Origin of the sequence: Dyadobacter psychrotolerans, from assembly GCF_004349265.1 — a bacterium.
Lineage (GTDB): Bacteria > Bacteroidota > Bacteroidia > Cytophagales > Spirosomataceae > Dyadobacter > Dyadobacter psychrotolerans.
Window position 1 is genome coordinate 546,922 of the sequence record NZ_SMFL01000002.1, and the last position, 22,972, is coordinate 569,893.

The following is a 22,972-nucleotide window of genomic DNA, read 5'->3' on the forward strand; positions in this document are numbered from 1 at the left end:
GGTATTAATAAATAAACTGTTCTTGGAACTCCTAATCATTTTACTTTTAGTGCTTCTCAATGGTATCTTTTCCATGTCTGAGATCGCACTTGTTTCATCAAGAAAGTCCCGTCTGGAAGCAGCAGCAAGAAACGGCGACTCAAGCGCAAAGGCCGCTCTGCATCTGGCCAATTCTCCAACAAGGTTTCTTTCCACGGTCCAGATAGGTATTACGCTCATCGGATTGTTGACCGGTATGTACAGTGGTGACAACATCACTTCCGATTTTGAAGCGTTCATTGCAGGCTTTGCTATTCTCAAGCCATACAGCCATACGCTTGCGGTTGGAACGGTTCTGGTTTTTATTACGTACTTATCCCTGGTTTTAGGAGAGCTGGTACCCAAGCGAATCGGAATGGCTAATCCTGAGGCCATTTCGACGTTTATGGCCACACCCATGAACCTCCTTTCAAAGATTACTGCACCATTTATCAGTTTGCTAGGTTTTTCAAGTGATTTGATCATTAAAATATTGAATATCAAACAAAGCGAAAATTCGGTTACAGAGGAAGAGATAAAGAATTTGATTCAGGAAGGGACATCCGGCGGTGTTTTTGAAGAAATTGAACAGGAAATTGTTCATAACGTTTTTCAGTTAGGCGACAGAAAAGTTACTTCGCTGATGACCAACCGTCAGGAAATTGTCTGGCTGGATATAGAAGATACAATAGAAGAAAACAAGGCCAAGATTTTCGAATCCCGTCACTCGATATATCCCGTTTGCCGAGATACCGTGGATGATGTAGTGGGTCTGATTTATGTTAAAGACCTGATAGCCACCAATATTGAGGAGCAACTTTCAAATATTAATGCAATCATTAGGGAACCTGTTTATCTGCCTGAGAGCAACCGGGCTTATCAGGCTTTGGAAAAATTCAAAGAACAGCGTGTTTACTTTGGAATAATTGTAGACGAGTACGGCGGTTTGCTGGGTGTAATTACCATGCATGATATTATGGATGCATTGGTAGGAGATATTTCGGAAGACATTGAGGAAGCATCCGAGATTGTAAAAAGAGAGGACGGAAGTTTCCTTGTTGATGCGCAATTGCCATTTGATGACTTTCTGCAATATTTTAGTCTGAACATGCCGGAAACGGAAAGGCGTTCTCTGGATGGCTTTAACACGCTCGGCGGATTTGTTTTACACATTTTGGAAAACATACCAAAAGTTGGTGAGAAATTCAGCTGGAAACATTTTGAATTTGAAGTCGTCGATATGGATCGAAGCCGGATTGATAAACTGCTTATTATTAACAACAAAAAAGAAGATAAGGAAGAATAAAATGCCAAACGATCAAGATACCAGCAAACGTGTAGCGGAATTACTTCTGGAAGCACAAGCAATTAAATTAAGTCCCGACGAGCCATTTCAGTGGAGTTCAGGATGGTTGTCACCTATCTACTGCGATAATCGTGTAGCTTTATCCTATCCCGACACGAGAACTTACATCAAGAAAATTCTTGCAGAAATGATTCGTCAGCAGTATCCGGATGTTCAGGCTGTGGTTGGTGTTGCAACCGGGGGCATTGCTCAGGGCGCATTGGTGGCTGATATACTCGAACTGCCTTTTGCGTACGTCCGTCCTGAGCCGAAAAAACATGGTATGGGAAACCAGATTGAAGGGCGTTTGGAAAGAGGTCAGTCTGTTATCATCGTTGAAGATCTAATTTCAACAGGCGGAAGTTCTCTTAAAGTGGTTGATGTTCTTCGTTCGGCTGGAATTGAGGTTGCAGGAATGGCGGCCATTTTTACTTATGGCTTTGAAATTGCTGAACAGAATTTCCGTGAAAAAGATGTGAAGCTAAGTACGATCTGTAATTACGGAGCTTTGATAGAAACCGCTTTGGAACATAATTACGTGACAGAATCCCAGCTTGAAAGTCTGAATAAATGGAGACTGAGTCCTGATCAGTGGGCCAAATAAACTTTAAAATGACAGCAGATTTTTCGTTTGCTGTCATTTTAAAATATCTATAATCGGTGGTTATCCAGTTTTTCGAACATGCCGCCAAAGGCTTCTTCCTTCACTCCGTCGGACTTTAAAAATTCGTGAGGAAAACCAAGTTCGATTTTACTCGCTTCATTTAGTTTTAGCAGCAGTTCATCAGGGATCCGGAATGTCAGACATCCTAAAGAATCCTGCAACTGTGTAGCCTTTGATGCTCCGATAATCGGAATCATTACCTGCTGACGCTGTCTTGACCAATTCACAGCAACCTGAGCCGGTGTTACGCCAAGTTCATTAGCGACTTCTACCACAGTTTGGGCAATTTTACTACTATGTTCATTTCTCCTGGGGCTATCTTCCGGTACTCTTCCGGATTCCTCACGCAAATATTTTCCGGTCAATGCGCCGCCGCCAATTGTCCCCCATGGAGTAACAGCCAGATCGAGTGCTCTGGCCATTGGAATCAGGTCTCTTTCCGGAGTACGCTGTAACAATGAATATTCGAACTGGATTGCTGCAAAGGCGTTCCAGCCACGGAAGTCAGCAATGGTGTTAGCCTGTGAAACGATCCAGGCAGGCGTATCAGAAATTCCGATATAATTCACAAGACCGCGGGTAACCAGGTCGTCTAGCCCTCTCATTACCTCTTCCGTGGGTGTTGTGTTGTCCCACAAATGAACCCACAACAAGTCGATATATTCTGTATTTAGTCTCTTCAAACTGGCAAGGACTGAACGCATCATGTTTTTACGATGATTTCCTGCAAAATTTAAATCATCGTTCCGGTCTTTAAGCGTAAATTTAGTGGCCAATACCCAGTGATCACGGTCATTCTCAATGAATTCACCAACAAATTTCTCCGATGATCCCTCCGTATATCTGTTAGCCGTATCTATGAAATTGCCTCCGGCGGCGGCATAAGTTTCAAAAATTTTAAAGCTTTCCTGCTTGTTGGCACCCCATCCCCAGTCTGTTCCAAAAGTCATCGTTCCCAGACATAATTCTGAAACACGTAGCCCTGAACGGCCTAATAATTGATAGCGCATAGGTTATTATTTACTGATTTAATCGCATATAAAACGGTGGTACATTACCATAAGCCGTTATTTTAATGTTACAAAGTTATACCCTTACCCACGAAATGTCTTTATATTGTGTCGAAATTCTAATCTTTTTTGACTGCAAAAATGATTGACGTTGCTTATCCTTACTTTGATATAAACCTAAGCTGGCTTTCCAATAATTACCGTTTGTTGCTTGAGGCGAATGACGAGAGTGTGCCTTTAAGGGAAAGATTGCGGTTTCTCGGTTTGTATTCATATCAGACTGAGGAGTTTTACCGGGTTCGGATTCCAAACTTGTTGGCAATGGGCGAGGTAAGCAGCGATATAAGGTCGAAGCTCAATATCTATCCTCAGTCGCTGCTCGAACATGTTTACGAAACTCTTGAAAATCAGCTTCGGGAATTTAACGATATTCTGACCGGCAGTATTTTGCCCGCATTACATGACCAGGGTGTGCATTTGTATTACCAGGAGCAGTTTGCCGCAGAACATCTGTCTTTTATCCGAAAGTTTTTTATCAATAAACTCTTCCGACACCTCCAGCCGATTTTTATGGATGGAAGGCGGAATTCGAAGCTTGTGTTTTTCGAAACAAAGCAACTTTACCTGGTGGTAAAGCTAAATCGTCCTGAAAGTCATACCGAAGACTGGTATGCGACTGTTAACATACCTTCCGAACCGTTCGGTCGCTTCCTTGAACTTCCGGAAATAGAAGGCAGAAAATACGTCGCATTTATTGAGGATATCATACAGCAAAATCTATCGATCCTGTTTCCGGGCTATGACATTCTGGATAGTTATGCGATCCGGGCTGAAAGGGATACCGAGCTGATGATTGAAGATGAGTATTCTTCCCAGATTTCACAGCGCATTTTAAAACAGCTGGAGAAGCGAAATTTTGTGCAGCCTTCACAATATTTTTACCAAACAGGTATGCCTCTGGAAATGCGCAGCTATCTTTTTAGCAAAGCGGCCATTCCGATGAATGAATTTCATGAGAGAGGACCCTATCTTTTTATGCAGGATCTGACTCGTTTTCCTGCACTGGCCAGGAAATTCGATTATTCGGCTCAAAAATCGCTACGTAACCCTGACTTTGAAGATCAGGTATCCATATTCGAGACTATTCAGAAAGCGGATCAGCTTTTTCATTTGCCTTACAGTTCCTTTGAGCCTATTGTGCGTTTCTTTAATGAAGCAGCGACAGATCCATTTGTAAAGGAAATCCATGTTTCACTTTACAAGATAAGTCCTAACTCTTTTATTCTCAATTCTTTAATAAGTGCTGCGCGAAATGGTAAGCGTGTGATAACTTACATCGAACTGAATAGTAAACTTGATATACACGAAAATCTGCATTGGTCCAAGAGTATGCGTGATGCCGGTGTTAAAATCGTGCTGAGCTTACCAGGGTTAAAAGTTCATGCGAAAATGGCGCTTGTAAAACGTAAAATTCAGAAAGGGTGGGAGCGTTATGCATTTTTAGGCACAGGGGGATTTTACAGATTAACAAGCCGGGAAATTGTTGACCATGCGTTGCTGACGAGCCATCGTGAGTTAACCAACGAACTCGAATTGTTATTCGGTTATTTGTTTACACAGGACGAGCCAAAGAAGTACAAATACCTCCCTTTTAATTTTTTGATGGTTACGCAGTTCAATCTTCAAAAGAGACTTTTGGATTTGATTGACAGAGAAATAGCTAATTTTAATGCGGGTTTAAAGGCATTTATTACAATTAAGGTTAACCAGTTACAGGACCATATTCTTATCGATAAATTATATCAGGCAGGTCAGGCTGGAATACCTGTTCACATAATTATCAGTGAAAGCTGTAGTCTTATTTCCGGCTTGCCTTCGCTTAGCGATAACATTGTTGTCAGCAGGCATGTGGACCGTTACATAGAAAATACCCGGATTTTTCATTTTGGAAATCGCGGTAATGACGAGGTATTTCTTTCTTCCTGTGACTGGACGTTTCGCAACCTGCATCGCAGAATAGATATTTGCTTTCCGGTCTTGGATGAAAATGTGAAGAATCAAATAAGACAAGTGCTGAGAAATTACCTGAATGATAATCAGAAATCTGTAAGACTGGATATGTATCAGAATAATTTACGAATTACGGAAGATACACGGGCGAAGTTCAGAGCGCAGGATGCCAATTATAAACTGGTAGAGAAGTTGGAAAAAAACGCAGCAGGCAGTCGCAAAAACGAATAAATTTATTCTCCCGGGTAGAATATTTTTTATAAATATTACATTCAGTTTTCTGCCTCAGGAGAATCGCCAGGCTGTTTTGCTTTATTTTTCCTTTGGAAATCAACCTTATTTTACCTTGCTGAGTTACTTAGCTCTTGAGCAGTAAGGACTATATGATTATATTTGAAAGTATGTAACTTGATTCTCAACAAATAAAGATATAAAAGTATGGGAATAGTAGAGCGAAGAGAGCGGCTGAAAATACAGGTGCGATCCGACATCGTCAAAACAGCCAAAGAAATCGCCCGGGAAGACGGCTGGACTGCCGTTTCTATTCGAAAAATTGCGGAGGTTATTGAATATAGCCCGCCGATATTATACGAGTATTTTGAAAGTAAAGACAAGCTTCTGGAAGCAATCCGGATCGAAGGATTTGACTTTCTGCAGGCTGAGTTTGTAAAGATAAAAAGTCATTTTGGAAACGCCGAAAAACAGCTGGCAGCAGTAGCTCAGGCGATCTGGAATTTTGCTGTTGAAAATCCGGAAGTATTCCAGGTGATGTTCAACATCGAAGGAGCTTACTGCGATTCGAAAAAAGTATATTCCCATACGATGAACATCAAAGGGAATCCTGTTTGGGAAATGATTGCAAGAGTTCGGCCAAAAGCGGGAGAGCTTGTAACCAAAACATACTATGAATGGTGGTGTTTAACCTACGGTTTTATATCCATTACCATGACAACCCAGCCTCGTTATGCACTGGCGCAGGCTGAATCCGTTTACATGGATAGCGTAAGAAGGTTTATAAAGAGCCTTCTGTAACCGCAGGTGTCATTTGCTGGCGTACTTCTACTTTGCTCTGGTGGTAGACCTGAGAATGTGGGGGTACGCTTCTTACAATCCAGGCATTTCCGCCAATAATAGAGTCGTGGCCAATAACAGTATCACCTCCTAAAATAGTGGCATTGGCATACACCACTACATTATCTTCAATCGTAGGATGTCTTTTTCTTGATGCCAGCGATTTGGAAACATGTGTTGCGCCCAGCGTTACGCCCTGATAAAGTTTGACGTTGTTGCCAATATGCGTTGTTTCTCCAATTACAATTCCCGTTCCGTGGTCAATAAAAAATGAATGTCCGATGACCGCATTGGGATGAATATCAATTCCGGTCTGACTATGTGCAAACTCAGTGAGCATTCTGGGTAAAAGCGGGATTTTAGCTAATGCCATAACGTGTGCGATACGGTAGGTAGCAATGGCCATAAAACCAGGGTACAAAGCAATAACTTCTTCTATGCTTACAGACGCCGGATCGTTATCAGTAATAGATCTTGCGTCGTTTAAAAGCATTTCATAAATCGCCGGTATCTGATCAAAAACGCAATCCAGCAGGTCTTCCTTACCAGCCTCCATTTGTGGCATCAACGGTTCCAGCATACAGCCCAGTTTTTTTCGAAGGTCTGCATAAGCAATTGAAATATCCTTTGGCTGTTCATTTTGCTGACAATCTTTGCTGATGGGGAAAAGAAAATTAATGAGCTGCTGAACAAATTTGCCGGGATCCTGGCGGGAGGGCAGTTTGTATTTATACATCTCATTCTGCTGAACAAGGCGTTCCAAAAATGCGTTTTGCGTATTAACTGTCATTTATTCCCTTTTTCAATGTCCTCCTGAAAGGAACCGGTGGTAACTGGCACTGTTTTTTATTGTTTAACAAATAAAAGCAGAGAAATGTTGAATTTTTAGCAATTGTTGGAAAAAATAAATCCATCAAATTTAGTTCACTGCTTTTTATAGTATATTGAGGTTAGAAGTAAATGGCTTTGGTACCGCTGCAACGTTATGTTTGTTCCTATGTCCGTTATGAGATTTTTTCGTTCCGCTTTATTCATCCTGATTTTATCAGTTTCTCTCTCTTCCTGTTTTTCCAGATATATCATTTCGGCAAAGCAGGTAAGGAAGCACTATGCGTCGAAGGAAGTCAAGCCGCAAATGAAGATTATCAGAAACGACACACTTTCATTATGTGTGGCCAGTGTAGGTGCCGACACATTGCCGATGCTTTTACTAATTCATGGTGCCCCAGGCTCTTTATGGGGATATATGAATATTATGGATGATCCCGATTTGCAGAAGCAATTTCACATCGTTTCAGTGGATCGGGTAGGCTATGGGAAATCAAGGCTTAAAAAACGCAGATCTGTTACTTCTATTGAATTACAGGCAAGTGCTCTGTTACCCGTACTTGCGTTAAATCATTCCAGTCAAAAAATAATTGTGCTTGGCAGATCGTATGGCGCACCTATTGCTGCCAAATTTGTTTCCATGGCTCAGGAAAAAATTAAAGAGCTGATTATGGTATCTCCGGTTATAGATCCGGAAAAAGAAAAGTTTTATTGGTTTTCGAAGTGGGGTAGGAACGCGCTTGTGCAGCTTTTTTTACCTGGGGAATTTAATACAGCAACAGCTGAGAAATACAGTCATGCGGATGAGCTCAGAAAACTGTTGCCTATGTGGCAGAATCTTGATGTTCGTACAACTGTGATCCAGGGAGGCAATGATTGGATAGCTGATCCTTCAAATATTGAATTTGCTAAGAAACATATCAGAAGTAAAAGATCACAATACATTTTTCTTGAAAATGCTGGTCATATGATCACATACACGCATGCTGATATGATTAAGGAAATGCTTTTAAGAAGCCGATTGTTTCAGGACAAAATAACAGCAGTACAGCTGGCACCTTAATTTAACCTTTTTCCAACTTTATTTTTGCAAGATTTCACATTACAGTTATCCAACTGTAAGAAATATTTATCACCTTCGTTAATTAAAAGAAAACGACTGATCATTGACCAGCCGTTTTACCGAATTATAATTAACCTATGATAAATTGGTGACACCGAAATTCAATTTTCGGTGTTATTTTTTTATATGAAACTTAAAGTTCTACCCGTTTTGTTTAGCGCTTCTGACCTGTAAAGGAGGATTTGATGCCTATATACTCTAAGACGCCAATTTTTTGATGTTACCATTAAAACATCATTAACTGTAATACAGATATCAAAACAAATGGATAGTAATAGCCTATAAAACAGGTGTTTAATCTGAATAATAAATTGGTATTATTACCGGAAGATGGGTATTGCACGGGAAAAATAAGATGGCAGTAAAAGCCGGAGAAATAAAGAGCCGGATGTTTTACTGAAACATCCGGCGATCGTTTGTTATCGAATAATTTTTTGCGTTACAGATTCAGTATCATTTTCTGCTCTGATCAAGTAGATTCCGCTCGCATAATCACGTACATCAAATTGTTCCTGGAAAAGAATTTCGGCCGAGCGTGAACTGATCTGCTGTAAAATCCTGCCCTGCAAATCAATCAGCTGCAAGGTAATGATCGACCGGTTTTTACTCTGTACTTTCACATTGATAAAATCATCGGTTGGGACAGGATATGCCTGAATTGCAATAGAAATTTTTTCGGAATCGGGATTTGGCTTGGGACCTGTACCAGCACTACTTTCAGCCTCTTCATAAGGAGGAATTTCAACAGTTTCTCCCGGCTTGTCTATCACATTGATGGTTCCCTCCCGGTAGGTTTCAGAAATTTTAATCCCGTTTCTCCATTCATCCGCCACAACAGCAAACAGATAACTTCCTATTTTTTCAGGGGCTTTCCAGATTAGTTTTCTTGTTGTCTGATCAATTTTAAAAGTTCCTGATTTGCTTACATCATTGGGATATATGAATTCCTGATCGATACTGCGAACCCCGCAGGTTCCGGGCGAAGGCTTGCTCAGTTTCTGCAGACGGAAACTTACACTGTCTGCTTCGGTATCTGTAGGTTTTAAGTCAACAGTGAATATTTGACGAACACCCGCCTGAAACTGAAGGTAGGGAAGAACCGGTGTAGAGTTTGGCACTTCAGTAGTTAACACAGTCCAGATAAACATGGGATATCGATCTCCGTTCTGTAAATTCAAAACTCCCGAATTACGGTTTTCCAAGGCGGCGGAAATCTGGTAAGTTCCAAAAGAAGCATAGGTATAGTTTCCTTCATATTTACCTACGTAGATTCCTTTCCCTTCCGGCAATGCTTCGAATGATGATCTTTCAAAAGTCACAACTTTTCCATCACCCATACAAACTTGCACATTGTTCTGCGCAACAGTCGCGCCGGGGCCATTTATCATGTCAAAATAAATCAGAACGGAAATTTTATAAGTTTGTCCTCCGGCGTGGGCAACCCGGATTTCTCCTCCCTGAAGATGGGTAGCCTGAGAAAAATGGCTAAACAAAACTGCAATTAAGAAAAGGGAAATTTTATAAATATATTTCATTACAGCAGAAATTGATCCATTGATTAATATAAGATCAAAACGATCAATCCGGCATAGTTTGTATGTTTCCTGCTTAAGAAATCAACAATAAATAACCAACAGTTACTATTTTCTTATCTCATCTTTATAGATCAGAATTTCGCTCGTACCGTTTGCTTTTATAAAACCCCGGTACATGCCTTCGCTGTTGAAAGGCATGGCAATGTTGCCATTTCTGTCCAGTGCAATAATGCCCCCTTCACCCCCGCGTTCTACCAGTTTTTTCATGACAACTTCATCAGCTGCATCTTTGACGGATAGCCCTTTGTATTCCATTAAGGCGGATATGTCATAAGCTACCACGGATCTGATAAAGAATTCGCCATGACCTGTTGCAGATACTGCACAGGTTGCATTGTTTGCGTATGTTCCTGCTCCAATGATTGGGGCGTCACCTACACGGCCGTATCTTTTGTTGGTCATTCCGCCCGTTGAAGTACCCGCTGCCAGGTTTCCGAACTTATCCAGGGCTACGCATCCAACAGTCCCGAATTTTTTACCCTCCGTAAAAATTAAATTTTCCTGTTTAGTGTATCCGGTTTTGGGGCTTTTTTCAATTTCCTTTTTAGTGTCGTCAGTGTGGTCAAGCTCGATCTTTTCTTCTTCTTTCGCTTTAAGTAATGCTTTATATCTGGCTTCGGTATAAAAATAGGATGGGTCGACGATTTCCAGGCCTTGTTCTTTGGCAAAAAGGTCAGCTCCTTTTCCAGCCATAAGCACATGCGGCGATTTTTCCATTACTGCTATCGCAGCCCTAATCGGATTTTTTATGGTAGTCACTCCGGCGATAGCTCCTGCTTTCAATGTTTTTCCCTCCATGATTGAGGCGTCCAGTTCATTTTTGCCTTCGTTTGTAAAAACCGCACCTTTACCCGCGTTGAAAAGAGGAGAGTCTTCCATGACCATTATAGCTGCCTGAACAGCCTGGATACTTGTGCCACCTTTCTTTAAGACGGCGTATCCATTTTGCAAAGCTGTATTTAAAACTGCCCTATAGGCTTTTTCCTGATCGGCTGTCATATTGGCTCTTGTAATTGTTCCTGCACCACCGTGAATCACCAGGGTTATTTTGTCGGAATAGTCTTGTGCATAAATTGAGAATTTCATCAGGCAGAATAACAGAACGAGGCAGATCTTTTTCATAAAGCGTAACGAATTTTATTTGATCAAATCTACTAACAATCGATGAAATGTCGGACAGATTCGTGCATTAATGATTATTTATCTTAATAATTTGCAGATAGCCCTAAAACATTCAAAGCCGCCCGCAGTGTGCGAACGGCTTTGAAGTAAACCGAATCTGACTAGAAGGTTGGTGCGGCAGGTTACCGGCTCACTTAAACCTTTCAACAGAAACTCAAATTAATGTTTCATTTGCGCTTCCACAACAGCAATAGCTACCATATTTACGATTTCGCGCACTGAACTTCCCAATTGCAAAACGTGAACAGGTTTTTTCATACCTAAAAGGATAGGCCCGATTGTTTCCAGTTCAGCCGCTTCTTTTAATAAGTTGTAAGCGATATTACTTGCCGACAAATTCGGAAAGATCAAAGTATTTGCACCACCGTCAACTAGGGCACTAAACGGGTGATTTTCTTTTAATAAAGAAGTATTAAACGCAAGATGAGCCTGCATTTCACCTTCAACAATCATGTTTGGATTCCGCTTTTTAAGAATTGCAGTTGCAGCGCTCATTTTTTCCGCATCTTTTCCTCCTGCGCTTCCGTAGTTTGCATAAGTAACCAAAGCAATACGCGGCTGAATATTAAACTGTTCGATCGTTCTGGCAGTAAGCTCAGTAATCTCTACAATTTCGTCAACAGTCGGATCTAGATTTACAGTTGTATCCGAGAAAAACAACGGCCCTTTTGGAGTAAGCAAAATGTACATCCCAGCCACTTTATTTACATCATCCTGTTTTCCGATGACATGAAGTGCCGGACGAATGGTGTCAGGATATGTTCTCGTTAAGCCGGAAATGAACGCATCTGCATCGCCGTTTTCGACCATCATAGAACCGAAATAACTTTTAAAGTAGATCGTTCTGCGCGCTTCGATTGGAGTTAAACCTTTACGTTGTCTTTTTTCGTAAAGTTTGTTCGCGTACACATCAATGATTGCCTCATTTTCTTCTGCACGGGGATCAACGATTGAAACATCTCCTAGATCCAGTTTGCTTTCAGAAATCAGCTTCTGAATTGTTTCCTTATTTCCAAGTAAAATGGGTATTGCAATTCCTTCATCACGCACCTGCTGCGCAGCTCTTAAAACCTGAATGTTTTCTGCATCGGCGAAGACAACCCTTTTCGGATCAATTTTTGCCTTGTTCAGGATAACACGCGAAAGCTGTTCATTGCGTCCCAAACGATTAGACAGCTCCTGTTCGTAAGCGTCCCAGTCGGTAATAATCTTTCTTGCAACACCGGTAGCAATAGCAGCCTTCGCAACAGCCGGAGCTACTGTAGTAAGTAGGCGTGGATCCACCGGTTTTGGAATGATATAATTTTGCCCGAAGACAATATTGGTTTCATTGTAAGCAAGATTAACAATGTCCGGCACAGGTTTTCTGGCAAGTTCTGCCAAAGCATGAACGGCTGCCAGTTTCATTTCTTCATTGATTTCAGTTGCTCTTACATCCAAAGCACCTCTAAAAATGTATGGAAAACCTAAAACGTTGTTAACCTGGTTAGGATAGTCAGAACGACCCGTGGCCATGATCACATCTTCTCTGGCCGCAACAGCATCAGGATAAGGAATCTCAGGGTTAGGATTCGCCATCGCCAAAACGATAGGGTCTTTAGCCATCGAAATAACCATTTCTTTTGATACGATATCGGCAGTTGACAAACCTAGGAATAGGTCAGCACCTACCATTGCTTCTTCCAAAGAGCCGTAAGCAACATCCGTTGCAAACTGGCGCTTCATTTCGTTCAAATCCGTACGGGCATTGTTTACATGGCCTTTTGTGTCAAACATTGCTACTTTCTGAGGATCAACTCCAAGCGATAAGTACAACTTTGTACAAGACACAGCCGAAGCACCGGCGCCTGAAACAACCACACGGATATCTCCGATATTCTTTTTAACCAGTACCAAAGCGTTAAGCATGGCAGCTGCACTGATGATAGCTGTTCCGTGCTGATCATCATGCATCACAGGAATATTGAGCTCTTTTTTGAGACGTGCTTCAATTTCGAAACACTCGGGAGCTTTAATGTCTTCCAGGTTTATTCCACCAAATGTTGGTTCAAGAATTTTGACCGTTCTTACGAATTCGTCGACATCTTTTGTGTTCAGTTCGATATCAAAAACATCAATATCAGAATATATTTTGAAAAGCAAGCCTTTACCTTCCATAACCGGTTTAGAAGCTTCCGGACCAATATCGCCTAAGCCCAAAACAGCAGTACCGTTACTGATGACAGCAACCAGGTTTCCTTTTGCAGTATATAAATAAGCATTTTCTACATTTGCAGCGATTTCGAGACAAGGTTCAGCTACACCTGGTGAATAGGCAAGGGAAAGATCCCTCTGCGTGTTTGTCTCTTTGGTTGGAATAACCTGTATTTTCCCGGGTCTTCCTTTGGAGTGGTAATAAAGAGCGTCTTCTTTTCTGATCTTTTTGTTCATACCTGTTGGACAATTGTTCGCACTAAGGTACAAACATTCAATACAACGGCATTAACAAACTGGCCAAATTATCTCAAATTTGACATTTGTATTTAAAGGTCACGAAGAACTTTTTGTGCGGAGGAGATATTCTCTTTTGTAAATGAATGAGTTTCAGCCAGTTTTTTTTTCTCATTCCGTACTGCGACGCGTTTTTTCATGTAGTAGGCAAAAATCATATACGCACCAAACATGCCAATATAAATGTACATGGAAGCCGTATTGGTGATATCTCCGTGAAAAGCAAAGAATAGTGTTGTATTTAAAATGGTTACCATCCAAAGTGTAAAAGATGCCCAGAAGTGGTTTAAGCCATTGTCGATAAGAATGTGGTGCATGTGATTGCGATCTGCAATGAAAGGAGATCCGCCTTTCACAATTCGCACAATAAATACCCTCAGTGTGTCAAATATTGGTACAATTAGCAGAACCATTACGATGATTGGTGCATTGAAATAGGCATTTGGGTCGTGCAGGTAGCTCACGTTCAAAGAAAGGAATTCTACTGCAAATATCGAAAGCAAATAGCCCACGATCAATGAACCTGTGTCGCCCATGAAGATCTTGCTTGTTTTTGAGAAGTTGAAGCGAAGAAATCCAAGCAGTGATCCCGACATCGCAAAAGCCAGACAACCAAAAGAAAAGTGATCATTGAAGATGAACCAGATTCCAAAGCCAATACCGGCAATCAGGCTGATACCACCAGCAAGGCCGTCAATACCATCGATCAGATTGATTGCGTTAATAATGGCGATAAAAATAAATACAGTAAGAGGGATGCTGACAATATCCGGAACTGAGTTGATTCCAAATATTCCGTAAAAATTATCGACCTTGAAGTTTCCCATCGCCACAAGAATCAGCGAAGCGAATATTTGAATGATCAGTTTTTTGGTTGGATCTACAGCAAGGATATCGTCTTTAAGCCCCAGGAAAAACAGAATGATAATTCCCGTCATCGAAAGATTGATGGTGTTGGAATCCAAAACATTTTCCGAATGCGGCCAAAGAAAATAAGCAATCAGTGTAGCGGCAAAGATCGCAATTCCACCAAGGGTAGGTGTTTCTGCCTCATGAGAACTTCTGAAACCTGGTTTAGCGGTAAGGTGTAACAGGTTAGAGAGGTTAATAATGACCGGAATCGAAATAATTGACAAGAAACACGCAATCAAAAACGAAAGTATACATTGATACACATCATGGTGTACAATGCTGTTGAAATTTCCGTCACTTAATATTTGCATAGGTAGTTTTAGATCCATTTTAATTGATGATGAAAAGAGGACATTTTAAAAGGAAACGTACCATTATTATAATTCAAACTTGATGTAATTTCAAACCAATTGAAAATTATTTAACTGGTTATCAATTATTTATTATTTTAAAAACTGAAAGTTGTTAACAGCTTTACAGAAATTGTAATATCTTTCTCAGCGGTTTTAACCACAGCGTGTAAAAATGAGGATTTAGTCCGTTGACTGTCCATGCTTTACGGTCATTTCGATTTGCTGCCAGCCTGTTTGCAATAGAACTGTTACTAACACCGCCTGCTCTCATTTTGACTAAAATCCGAGGAACATATGCAATTTTTATACCTGCTTTATGAATAAATCGGAGCATCAGTTCATAATCCGCTGCACTTCCTATATCCAGTCTGAAAAAACCGAAGTTTTTATAAACCGATTTTTTCAAAAATAAAGTTGGATGCGGAGGCATCCATCCGTGTAAAAAACTACCTTTTTTATAAATTCCGGCTACCCAATTTCTGGTCACCTTTGATTGGTCAGCCGCATCTACGTACTGCAAATCTCCGAATACACCATCTGCTCCTGTTGCTTTGAAAGTTTCCACGATGCTGGAAATCACCGTTTTGCTTTCATAAAAATCGTCTGCATTCAACAACCCGATAACATCTCCCGTAGCGAGGTCAAGGCCTTTATTCATCGCATCATAAATACCTTTGTCCGGTTCGCTGATTAACCGAAAAATCCTGTTTTCATATGACCGGATCACTTCAATCGTTCCGTCAGAAGATTTTCCATCAATGATAATGTACTCAATATTGTCGTAATCCTGCATCAGAACCGAATCTATACATGATGAGATCGTATTCCGGCCGTTGTAGACAACTGTTATTATAGTTACTTTCACTGATTCAAATTTCGTATTTTAACAAACTTCGCCGGATTGCCCTGGTAAATAGCGTAAGGTTCCAGATTGCCGGTTGCAACAGAATTAACGGTAAGCACTGCATGTGAGCCAACTGTAACTCCCGGGCAAACGGTCGCCTGCGCTCCTATCCATGCTCCATCTTCAATGACAATCTCTTTAACCGTTAAATCAAAAGTACTTTTTGTGTAATTATGATTTCCTGTTAACAAAAAACAACCCTGAGATAGACAGACATTTGTCCGTAAAGTCACCAAAGTGAGGTTATCTATCCACACTTTTTCGCCAATCCAGGTGTTATCTCCAATTTTCAGATACCATGGGTATTTGATATTCACCTTTGGTTTTATCACAACATTAACTCCCAGCTGTGCCCCAAAGGCTTTTAATACAGATCTTTTTACAAACATTGGAAATGGCAAATAGGTATTAATAAACAGCCTGGAGCTGATATACCAAAGTAGTTGTTTTCCTCTGCTTCCTGGTTTGTACCAGCTGTTGTTATAGGCGGACAGATTGGTGCGGGCTTGCAAGGTCTTTTCCATATTCTGTCCTAAAATGAGATACGATATCCTGCTTATTCTTCCCGGCCTTTTGGTAAACTTCGAATATTTTGGCATCAACCAGAAACCGATACCAAAACCCTTGTAAAAAGTGCCAGACAAGGCCTTTTTTACCGTCCAAAAAGCCTAATTTTATAAAATATCTAAAAAGAAAATACAGAAACGGCCTGGTGAACAGGGGCAGATTCGCGTATTTGATTTTCAGATAACGTGTTCGCTGTTCCTGGTTTCCCCAAAAATCGGGTTCAACCGTCGGCGTATTTCCAAAGTTATATTTTATATTCAATAAATCGATTACCTCCCTTATTGCGTAATTATTATGCTTTTGCGTCCACCAGGTCAGGTTATTGAGGTTATGGTCAACAATGTCGTTTTGAAGCTGCGCAGTTTCACCCCTGCTTACTTTAATATGCTCATCCATCCATAGCTCTTCACAAATACCCAGGCCATTCCTCCATATCCGAAGAAGCCATATTGGATAATATCCACCACGTCTGATCCATTGATTCATAAAGAAAACGCGGCGTTTCACATAGAGGCCCGTAACCTGCTCAGGTATGGCTGATAAGGAAGAGGTAAGTTCCTGTGCTAATTCAGCAGTAATATATTCATCTGCATCCATACGCATCAGCCATTTAGTCTGAAACGGATTGCTACGGATGCCATGATTAAACTGAAAAGCATAAGAAACCCAGGGATTTTGAACAACTATAGCTCCAAGAGAGGCTGCTAGTGAAACCGTGTTATCGGTCGAGAAGGAATCAACAATGAAGATTTTATCCGTAACCTGCTGAAGGCTTTTAATGCATCGTTCAATGTGCTGAGACTCATTGTGCGTTAAAATGATGACGGACAGATCAATCATACAAACTTATATACTGGTTTTATTTTGTTAGAAGCGCGTTTTATCGTGCCGCAAAGGTAATCAGATTTTCTTTACTTTCTTGTATTCTTCCAATAATTGATTGGCAACTACCTTAATGTCAAAGTTTTCCGTCACCATTCTATAAGCGCTTTTTACCCTGGTTTCGGCGTAATTTTGATCTTGCAATATTTTAAGAAGTCCTTCCGCAACACCTTCAACAGTCAGAGGTGCCAGATAGGCCGCTTCGTATCGTTTGATATAATCGCCAAAGCCTACGCGGTCGGAAACAAGTGTTGGTACTTTTGAGGTCATAGCTTCCAGAACAGCTATTGAAAAGCCTTCCGAGTAGGAGGGAAGTGCGAACATGTCCGCATCGGAGAGTGCTTCCTTTTTTACTGTATCCGTAAGCATGCCGACCAGTTTGATTTTATTTTCAAGACAGTGCGCTTTGATAAAATTTTCTGTCTGTGTTTGATAACCGTCGTCAGGGCCGGCAAGCACCAGTACAGCTTCCGGGACCTGCTCATGAATTTTTAAAAATGCAGGCAGCAACAGGTCCAGACCTTTCTTGATATTCAGCCTGCCCATAAACAGGATCATCCTTTTATCAGTTGCTATCCCATATTTACTCCGGAAAATTCCTTTTTCCGGAAGGTTGGCATATTCAGACGCCTTCATTCCATTTGGAACAATCACCATATTCTTTGGCCGGTAGCCCAGATAACGGATTACGTCCTGTTCTTCATCTGTATTGTTAATTTGAATCAGATCCGCTTTTCCTAATAGTCGCTTTTGGTAAAGAAGTGTAACCAGCTGTTTTTTCCATTTGCTGTGGTTCACTGCCCAGTGATCGAGCAGACCGTGGATGGTTATCACCAATACGGCATGGTTGGGTAATAAAAACGGTGCAAGACTTCCAAAATGCCATATACCATGCATATGAATCACATCATACTCCTGAATATGCGCTTTCAGATAGCGATACATTGCAATTGAAAATTCCCGGTAGTAGTTGCTGATGGGCGTTGATCTGGGACATTCAATCAGCCGGGCTCCGGCGGGCAACGGATAGCTTTTTTCGCCGGGAGTCATCGGGCTCAGGATATCTACCTGATGGCCCTGGGCAAGTACTTCGGTTGTGTGGTCATAAATAATTCTTGCAGGCCCGCCAATTGCCCAGGTATAGGCGCAAATATTTAAAATTCGCATATTTATATTCTTCTGCACATAGTGCGCTTTTACTAATAGACAACTCTCAATTACAGTTTGTTATAGCAACTGACCATTTCTTCTGCTACTTTTTTAGAAGAAAACCGTTTGATCAGATTTGCCGATTTCGCCCCCATGATTTCAATCTGCTCCTGATTTTGAATATAAAACAGTAATACCTTTTCCAGGTCATGTTGTTTGTCAGGATTGAATGTGAAACCATTTCCTCCATCCTGAACAAGATCCTGCACACAGCCGCATTTTTCAGAAACGATCACAGGCATGCTGCAGACCATGGCTTCGTTTACAACCAGCCCCCAGGGTTCGGACTTACTCGGAAGCACAAGAACGCTGCTTCTGGCGAGCCAGGCTGGTACTCTGTGCCATGGCAAACCACCTGTAAAACTGATATTGTCTGGAAAAGGACTGTCTAGTGCAAGTTTTTCCAAATTCTGTTTTTCAGGACCATCGCCAACAAACAGCAAGTTCCAGGATTTCGCATCCGGTTCTTGGATTTGCAGATTTGTAAAAGCACATAACAACATTTTTAGATTCTTTTCCTCAGCCAGTCTTCCTACAAAAACAAAGGTTTTATTTCTGGCTATTTCGCTTTGAAATAAGCGTTTTGATTCTTCAAAATTCAGTTTTACGACATCCTCATCAATAACAGCAGCGTTGTCCACTGCAATTTTGGAAGGATTCACGCCCAGGCTGATCATATAATCAACAGAGGTTTTTCCAAAACAAAAGAAAGCGTCAGCCATGCCAACAATACGGCTTTTGATTTTTTCTTTTAGCGCTGAGCGGCCATGATCCCCTGAGGATGATTCGGATGACAGTACAATTTTTACACCTTTTGTTTTGGCATATATCATTAAAAGAACCTGAGCCCAATCGAAATAGCCGGTTACATTTAAAACAGTGGGCTTAAACTGATCGAATGTTTTGATCAGTTCAAATAATCTATCTTTAAAACCAACTTTGTCAAGACTTGTATCAAACAAAACCTTATAAGGATATTCGTAAACAAAATTGTCCTGATCCCGCATGCCGCTTCTTGCCGCTTCGTACAAGGCAATTTGAGCAACTAAAAATTCAGCGTCCGGGTATTTTCTGATCAGGCAGCTATTGATTTCACTAAACAGCTTTGACTTATAATGAGCCCATAATTGGTTGTGAACGACAAGAATGCGCATCAATTCCTATTTTTTAGATACTCAGAGAAAAGCGGATACAGATTGTTTGCAAGAAATACCTGTCCCTGGTTGTTGTAGTGAATCACGTCTTTTATGCGATAATATTTTAAATCTATTCCTAAATCAAATTCATTGATAAGCCTGATATTTCTTTCCTTTGCAAAAGCTAATATTTCCTGTCCCTGGTCATTGAAATGGCCTAGCTCCACTTCCGATATTTCAGGATGCAGGTAGATGAAAAATGGAATAGAATCCGCTTTCGCCATATCATAAAGCTGCTGATAGCCCGGATTAAAGCCTACTCCTGGTTTGTGAATTCCTGCGTCGTTGAGCTCCATTTTTTTAATTGAATCTTTTCGGACGGATTCCGGCAGAGACGCAACCAGTTTTTCCTTTACTTCCTCCAGCTTTTGATCAGGTTCAGAAAAAGACTCCATCATAATTAGCAGGTGATACCAAAAAATAAGGTGGTATTTTTCCCATAATTCCACCAGTGCAACTTTATATTGTTTGTCCGGCATCGTTGGATCTTTACCAACAGGACTATCTCCGGACATAATATCATGTGCATCGTGGCTACTTGTCACAAGGCATATAAGTTTCGCTTTAAAAAGACCGTATTTTTTAAGATAAGCGGCAATGTTGTCCGGTCCCCAGGAGCCGGCTGAAATATTTAATATCCGGATTTTTCTGCCAAAGGTTTTGAGAAACCGTTTTTCCAGCATGGTCGAACCGATGCTATCGTGGTCGGTGAGGCTTCCGCCGTTTATTACCGAATCACCTACCAAAAGAATTACTGTGGTATCCGAAGAAGAAACCTCATCGCTACGCATTGACAAACTATTGGTTCTAACCAGGTGCCCAAATCGGGTAACTTCCTGATTTGGTGCATAGATATATTCAAAATCCGGGTCATTTATATAAAGGGGAGCATTGCAAAAGCCGAATCCAAACCTTAACATAAGTTCTGTAACTCCGGCTAGTAGTGTGATGATAATAATAAATCTTAAAAAGTTTTTTAACATAAATGGTATTGTGCCTGCGATGAATCCAATTGCAAATTTAGAATTACTTTTTCCATTTACGATTTTTTGATTGATTCAGGATCGGAATATATGTTTTCGTTTAGCCAACGGTCTTCCCTGACCTTCTTACTTAATATCCAAAAGAAAGTCAGACCACTTTTATACGTTGAAGTATCGGCACATATGACTTAATCATTCGAATATTCGATCAATTCGATACGATTACCAAATGGATCCCAAAATGAAAATCGCTTCCTGCCAGGGATTACACTTTCATGTTTAACAGAAATTCCGTGCGATACCAGAACCAATTCTGCCGCTGCAAGATTTGTAATTTCAAAGGCCGGATGTCGCTGAGAAACTTGCTCCGTTAAATTTGCAGAACGAATATGAAGCTGGATGTCACCAATCTGAAACCAAATGGCGTTGTTCGGAATAGTGTAACCCAGATCGTTCAATTCTGTCAGGCCTAGAACCTTTCCATAAAAATTCCTGGCTTCTTCTTCCTTTCCTTCCGGAATGCACAGCATGATGTGATCCAGCCGGGTAAATTCAATTTTCATTGTTATGTTATTATTGGTCCTCAAATCTAAGACCATATTTTTGACAATCCTTTATTTTTTCCCAGCAACGGATCCGATTCGGGAATTGGAACGGCTGCAATTCTCTGGTCTGCAAAAGGTCTTTCACCTGCTTCACCTTTAAGTACGTCATAAGAATGACCTTCCGGGTAAGCTCCGGCAACGGCAAAGTCCTCAGAAGAAAAAATATTTTTATGCCCCACACCAGCCGGGATAATGATAATATCTCCCGCGTCAATGGTTATGATTGTTCCACTTTCACCACCAAACTGGACAGAAGCACTACCGGCATAGACGCCCAGTACTTCGTGTGTGATGCTGTGGTAATGATGGTAGTTGTAAATTCCGTTTAGCCAGAAATTAGACCAGTTTTGACCGGCAAATCGTTTTTCCAGCCAAAGTGCACCTTCCTCTTTTCGCGCAGAAAACGCATGCCGATAGATCAGCAGTGGCAATTTATTATTCGGAATAATCCCATCATCTTCAAAGTGATGCAATTCGGGAGTCATTTTTTGCTGGTGTTTAAAATTCCTTTACTCACCTCTTTACCATCCTTCCAGACTGAATGTATTTTTCTGGTATTCTTAATGTTGCTTTCCGGGTTCGCTTCCAAAATAACGAAATCCGCTTTTTTACCAACCACGATCGTTCCAAAATCAGCATCAATGCCAAGTGCTTTCGCAGCGTTTGCCGTTCCCGCACGAATCGCCTTAACCGGGCTTATACCTGACTGAACCATCAGTTCCAGATCATAATGTTCAGAAAATCCTTGTGGGCGGATTGGGAATGCTCCGGAGTCTGTTCCCAGTGCAACAGTAATTCCTGCATCAGCAATTTTTTTCAGGTTGATCATGGCAACTTTTGCTGCTTCTTTATTTTTTGTGTACTCAGGAGCATTCCTGATTTTGTCCTGATAAGTTTTATCAGTAATCATTTCCCAAACACCTGGTTCAAGCGAAGATTTGAAAAAATCATCCTGAATCCAGGCCGGGTTATCGGCATAAATATATGCATAGTGATCGAGTGAAAGCGTAGGAATGTAGATGACATTTTTCGCTTTCATTTCCTTTAATAATTCATCAGTAACTTCTCTGTCGCGAATGCTGTGTGCCATAACATCCAGACCGGCCTGAGTAAGTGCCAGGGCGTCGTCTACATAAAATAAATGCGCTGCAACCCTGATGTTTCTTTTGTGGGCTTCGCGGATAATTGCCTGATAAATCTCAGGCTTCATTTTCCCGGACTTGGCACCATGATCGTCCACCCACATTTTAACTACAGTTGGTTTGTTCAATGCGAGCATTTCAATCATTGCCGGTACTTCATCGGCGGTTTCAGGTCGGAACAGCAGGTTCATCCATGATCCGGGAGACGGGTCCGGAGTATTAAAACCATAACCGGCTGAAAAAAGTCGTGCACCGGGCAACAGACCTGCAACAGTTGAGTCACGCAATCCTGTTTCGAAAAGCATTGGTCTGTCGGTGCCCATCACGAGAACCGAATTAATTCCGTAATCCTGATATTGTTTTAGCTGCCTCAGAACATTACCTCGGGTGTAGTTTTCCGCATTAGAGGTGTTGCCCTTCAATGTTCCCACATGGGTATGAGCTGAGATGAGAGAGGGCATTACTGTTTTGCCGGATAAGTTGATGGTTGTGAAGGCGTTCCCGGATATTCCATTTCCAATTTGGGCAATGCGGTCGTTTTTAATAAGAATATCCAGCCCTTGCCGGGATGCTGTGCCGCTTCCGTCGACCAGAGTAACATTTTTAAGCAAAATAGGCTTCCGCTGAGCGAAAGAAAAGATGCTATTTAAAATTATGAGTACCAGAGAAAGGGCAGAAATTTTTATACGGTTCATTGTTGATTCTTTAATACGGCTCATCAAAAAAACATACCAGCACAGGAATATCCTGTACCTTTAAGATATGTCTTTTTTGTTAAAATATGGCTTTTTAAGGATAAAAATTTACAATATAAGGAACTGAAAGTATTTTGATTTCAGTCTTAATTTTAATAAAACAAATGCCATATCTTGTAGATAAATAT

General features: G+C 41.0%; 20 protein-coding genes. 5 read left to right on the forward strand and 15 right to left on the reverse strand.

The features are described from left to right. The first annotated feature begins 22 nt into the window (after positions 1–22). A complete protein-coding gene (locus E0F88_RS06055) occupies positions 23–1,324 on the forward strand; it encodes a hemolysin family protein (protein WP_131957315.1) in 1,302 nt (433 codons plus the stop codon). Position 1,325: 1 nt separating this feature from the next. After that, positions 1,326–1,967, forward strand: a complete 642-nt coding sequence (gene pyrE / locus E0F88_RS06060; RefSeq protein ID WP_131957316.1) for an orotate phosphoribosyltransferase — start codon at positions 1,326–1,328, stop codon at positions 1,965–1,967. Positions 1,968–2,014: 47 nt separating this feature from the next. Here the strand turns inward: pyrE and E0F88_RS06065 are convergent, their stop codons facing one another. Next, entirely contained in the window at positions 2,015–3,037 is a 1,023-nt protein-coding gene (locus E0F88_RS06065) for an aldo/keto reductase (protein ID WP_131957317.1), read from the reverse strand. A gap of 141 nt (positions 3,038–3,178) precedes the next feature. On the opposite strand from E0F88_RS06065, the gene ppk1 reads away from it, so the two are divergent. Both ppk1 and E0F88_RS06075 read left to right on the forward strand, forming a co-directional pair. After that, positions 3,179–5,278 (forward strand): polyphosphate kinase 1, encoded by a 2,100-nt coding sequence (gene ppk1 / locus E0F88_RS06070; protein WP_131957318.1) that lies wholly within the window; start codon positions 3,179–3,181, stop codon positions 5,276–5,278. A gap of 207 nt (positions 5,279–5,485) precedes the next feature. After that, positions 5,486–6,079: a TetR/AcrR family transcriptional regulator gene (locus E0F88_RS06075; protein WP_131957319.1), complete on the forward strand. Its 594-nt coding sequence runs from the start codon at positions 5,486–5,488 to the stop codon at positions 6,077–6,079. Here E0F88_RS06075 and epsC read toward each other — a convergent pair. Beyond that, on the reverse strand, positions 6,060–6,908 hold the full coding sequence (epsC, locus tag E0F88_RS06080; protein ID WP_131957320.1) for a serine O-acetyltransferase EpsC: 849 nt from the start codon (positions 6,906–6,908) through the stop codon (positions 6,060–6,062). The two genes, E0F88_RS06075 and epsC, sit on opposite strands and share 20 nt — an antisense overlap. Positions 6,909–7,124: 216 nt before the next feature. Between epsC and E0F88_RS06085 the strand changes: the two genes are divergently transcribed. Further along, the gene (locus E0F88_RS06085; RefSeq protein ID WP_229213689.1) at positions 7,125–8,009 is read left to right on the forward strand and encodes an alpha/beta fold hydrolase; all 885 of its coding nucleotides are present in this window, start codon (positions 7,125–7,127) and stop codon (positions 8,007–8,009) included. Positions 8,010–8,488: 479 nt separating this feature from the next. Here E0F88_RS06085 and E0F88_RS06090 read toward each other — a convergent pair whose 3' ends face one another. From E0F88_RS06090 to E0F88_RS06150, 13 genes are all read right to left on the reverse strand, one after another. Continuing rightward, positions 8,489–9,604 (reverse strand): T9SS type A sorting domain-containing protein, encoded by a 1,116-nt coding sequence (locus E0F88_RS06090; protein WP_131957322.1) that lies wholly within the window; start codon positions 9,602–9,604, stop codon positions 8,489–8,491. A 105-nt stretch (positions 9,605–9,709) separates the two neighbouring features. Continuing rightward, positions 9,710–10,786 carry an isoaspartyl peptidase/L-asparaginase family protein gene (locus E0F88_RS06095; protein WP_131957323.1) on the reverse strand — a complete coding sequence of 359 codons (1,077 nt, stop codon included), beginning with the start codon at positions 10,784–10,786 and terminating at the stop codon, positions 9,710–9,712. Between the two features lie 219 nt (positions 10,787–11,005). Further along, positions 11,006–13,276, reverse strand: coding sequence for an NADP-dependent malic enzyme (locus E0F88_RS06100; RefSeq protein ID WP_131957324.1), 2,271 nt, complete (start codon positions 13,274–13,276; stop codon positions 11,006–11,008). Between the two features lie 92 nt (positions 13,277–13,368). Beyond that, positions 13,369–14,577 carry an MraY family glycosyltransferase gene (locus tag E0F88_RS06105; protein WP_131957325.1) on the reverse strand — a complete coding sequence of 403 codons (1,209 nt, stop codon included), beginning with the start codon at positions 14,575–14,577 and terminating at the stop codon, positions 13,369–13,371. A gap of 145 nt (positions 14,578–14,722) precedes the next feature. After that, positions 14,723–15,466, reverse strand: a complete 744-nt coding sequence (locus tag E0F88_RS06110; protein ID WP_131957326.1) for a glycosyltransferase family 2 protein — start codon at positions 15,464–15,466, stop codon at positions 14,723–14,725. Further along, positions 15,463–16,029, reverse strand: coding sequence for a WcaF family extracellular polysaccharide biosynthesis acetyltransferase (locus E0F88_RS06115; protein ID WP_131957327.1), 567 nt, complete (start codon positions 16,027–16,029; stop codon positions 15,463–15,465). Before E0F88_RS06115 ends, E0F88_RS06110 begins: the two co-directional genes overlap by 4 nt. Beyond that, entirely contained in the window at positions 15,986–16,912 is a 927-nt protein-coding gene (locus E0F88_RS06120) for a glycosyltransferase family 2 protein (protein WP_131957328.1), read from the reverse strand. The genes E0F88_RS06115 and E0F88_RS06120 overlap by 44 nt, the downstream gene beginning before the upstream one ends. A gap of 60 nt (positions 16,913–16,972) precedes the next feature. Then, positions 16,973–18,121 (reverse strand): glycosyltransferase, encoded by a 1,149-nt coding sequence (locus E0F88_RS06125; protein ID WP_131957329.1) that lies wholly within the window; start codon positions 18,119–18,121, stop codon positions 16,973–16,975. Between the two features lie 50 nt (positions 18,122–18,171). Then, entirely contained in the window at positions 18,172–19,317 is a 1,146-nt protein-coding gene (locus E0F88_RS06130; RefSeq protein WP_131957330.1) for a glycosyltransferase family 4 protein, read from the reverse strand. Continuing rightward, positions 19,317–20,342 (reverse strand): hypothetical protein, encoded by a 1,026-nt coding sequence (locus E0F88_RS06135; RefSeq protein WP_131957331.1) that lies wholly within the window; start codon positions 20,340–20,342, stop codon positions 19,317–19,319. The genes E0F88_RS06130 and E0F88_RS06135 overlap by 1 nt, the downstream gene beginning before the upstream one ends. 188 nt (positions 20,343–20,530) lie before the next feature. Next, entirely contained in the window at positions 20,531–20,905 is a 375-nt protein-coding gene (locus E0F88_RS06140; RefSeq protein ID WP_131957332.1) for a VOC family protein, read from the reverse strand. Between the two features lie 26 nt (positions 20,906–20,931). Next, entirely contained in the window at positions 20,932–21,432 is a 501-nt protein-coding gene (locus E0F88_RS06145) for a cupin (protein ID WP_131957333.1), read from the reverse strand. Further along, positions 21,429–22,784 carry an amidohydrolase family protein gene (locus E0F88_RS06150; protein WP_131957334.1) on the reverse strand — a complete coding sequence of 452 codons (1,356 nt, stop codon included), beginning with the start codon at positions 22,782–22,784 and terminating at the stop codon, positions 21,429–21,431. The genes E0F88_RS06145 and E0F88_RS06150 overlap by 4 nt, the downstream gene beginning before the upstream one ends. Positions 22,785–22,972 lie beyond the last annotated feature (188 nt).

Bases quoted from the DNA above. Each gene is read 5' to 3' on its own strand.
- pyrE (WP_131957316.1), top strand. From the start codon at position 1,326: ATGCCAAACGATCAAGATACCAGCAAACGTGTAGCGGAATTACTTCTG.
- E0F88_RS06065 (WP_131957317.1), bottom strand. From the start codon at position 3,037: ATGCGCTATCAATTATTAGGCCGTTCAGGGCTACGTGTTTCAGAATTA.
- ppk1 (WP_131957318.1), top strand. From the start codon at position 3,179: ATGATTGACGTTGCTTATCCTTACTTTGATATAAACCTAAGCTGGCTT.
- E0F88_RS06075 (WP_131957319.1), top strand. From the start codon at position 5,486: ATGGGAATAGTAGAGCGAAGAGAGCGGCTGAAAATACAGGTGCGATCC.
- epsC (WP_131957320.1), bottom strand. From the start codon at position 6,908: ATGACAGTTAATACGCAAAACGCATTTTTGGAACGCCTTGTTCAGCAG.
- E0F88_RS06085 (WP_229213689.1), top strand. From the start codon at position 7,125: ATGAGATTTTTTCGTTCCGCTTTATTCATCCTGATTTTATCAGTTTCT.
- E0F88_RS06090 (WP_131957322.1), bottom strand. From the start codon at position 9,604: ATGAAATATATTTATAAAATTTCCCTTTTCTTAATTGCAGTTTTGTTT.
- E0F88_RS06095 (WP_131957323.1), bottom strand. From the start codon at position 10,786: ATGAAAAAGATCTGCCTCGTTCTGTTATTCTGCCTGATGAAATTCTCA.
- E0F88_RS06100 (WP_131957324.1), bottom strand. From the start codon at position 13,276: ATGAACAAAAAGATCAGAAAAGAAGACGCTCTTTATTACCACTCCAAA.
- E0F88_RS06105 (WP_131957325.1), bottom strand. From the start codon at position 14,577: ATGGATCTAAAACTACCTATGCAAATATTAAGTGACGGAAATTTCAAC.
- E0F88_RS06115 (WP_131957327.1), bottom strand. From the start codon at position 16,029: ATGGAAAAGACCTTGCAAGCCCGCACCAATCTGTCCGCCTATAACAAC.
- E0F88_RS06120 (WP_131957328.1), bottom strand. From the start codon at position 16,912: ATGATTGATCTGTCCGTCATCATTTTAACGCACAATGAGTCTCAGCAC.
- E0F88_RS06125 (WP_131957329.1), bottom strand. From the start codon at position 18,121: ATGCGAATTTTAAATATTTGCGCCTATACCTGGGCAATTGGCGGGCCT.
- E0F88_RS06130 (WP_131957330.1), bottom strand. From the start codon at position 19,317: ATGCGCATTCTTGTCGTTCACAACCAATTATGGGCTCATTATAAGTCA.
- E0F88_RS06135 (WP_131957331.1), bottom strand. From the start codon at position 20,342: ATGTTAAAAAACTTTTTAAGATTTATTATTATCATCACACTACTAGCC.
- E0F88_RS06140 (WP_131957332.1), bottom strand. From the start codon at position 20,905: ATGAAAATTGAATTTACCCGGCTGGATCACATCATGCTGTGCATTCCG.
- E0F88_RS06145 (WP_131957333.1), bottom strand. From the start codon at position 21,432: ATGACTCCCGAATTGCATCACTTTGAAGATGATGGGATTATTCCGAAT.
- E0F88_RS06150 (WP_131957334.1), bottom strand. From the start codon at position 22,784: ATGAACCGTATAAAAATTTCTGCCCTTTCTCTGGTACTCATAATTTTA.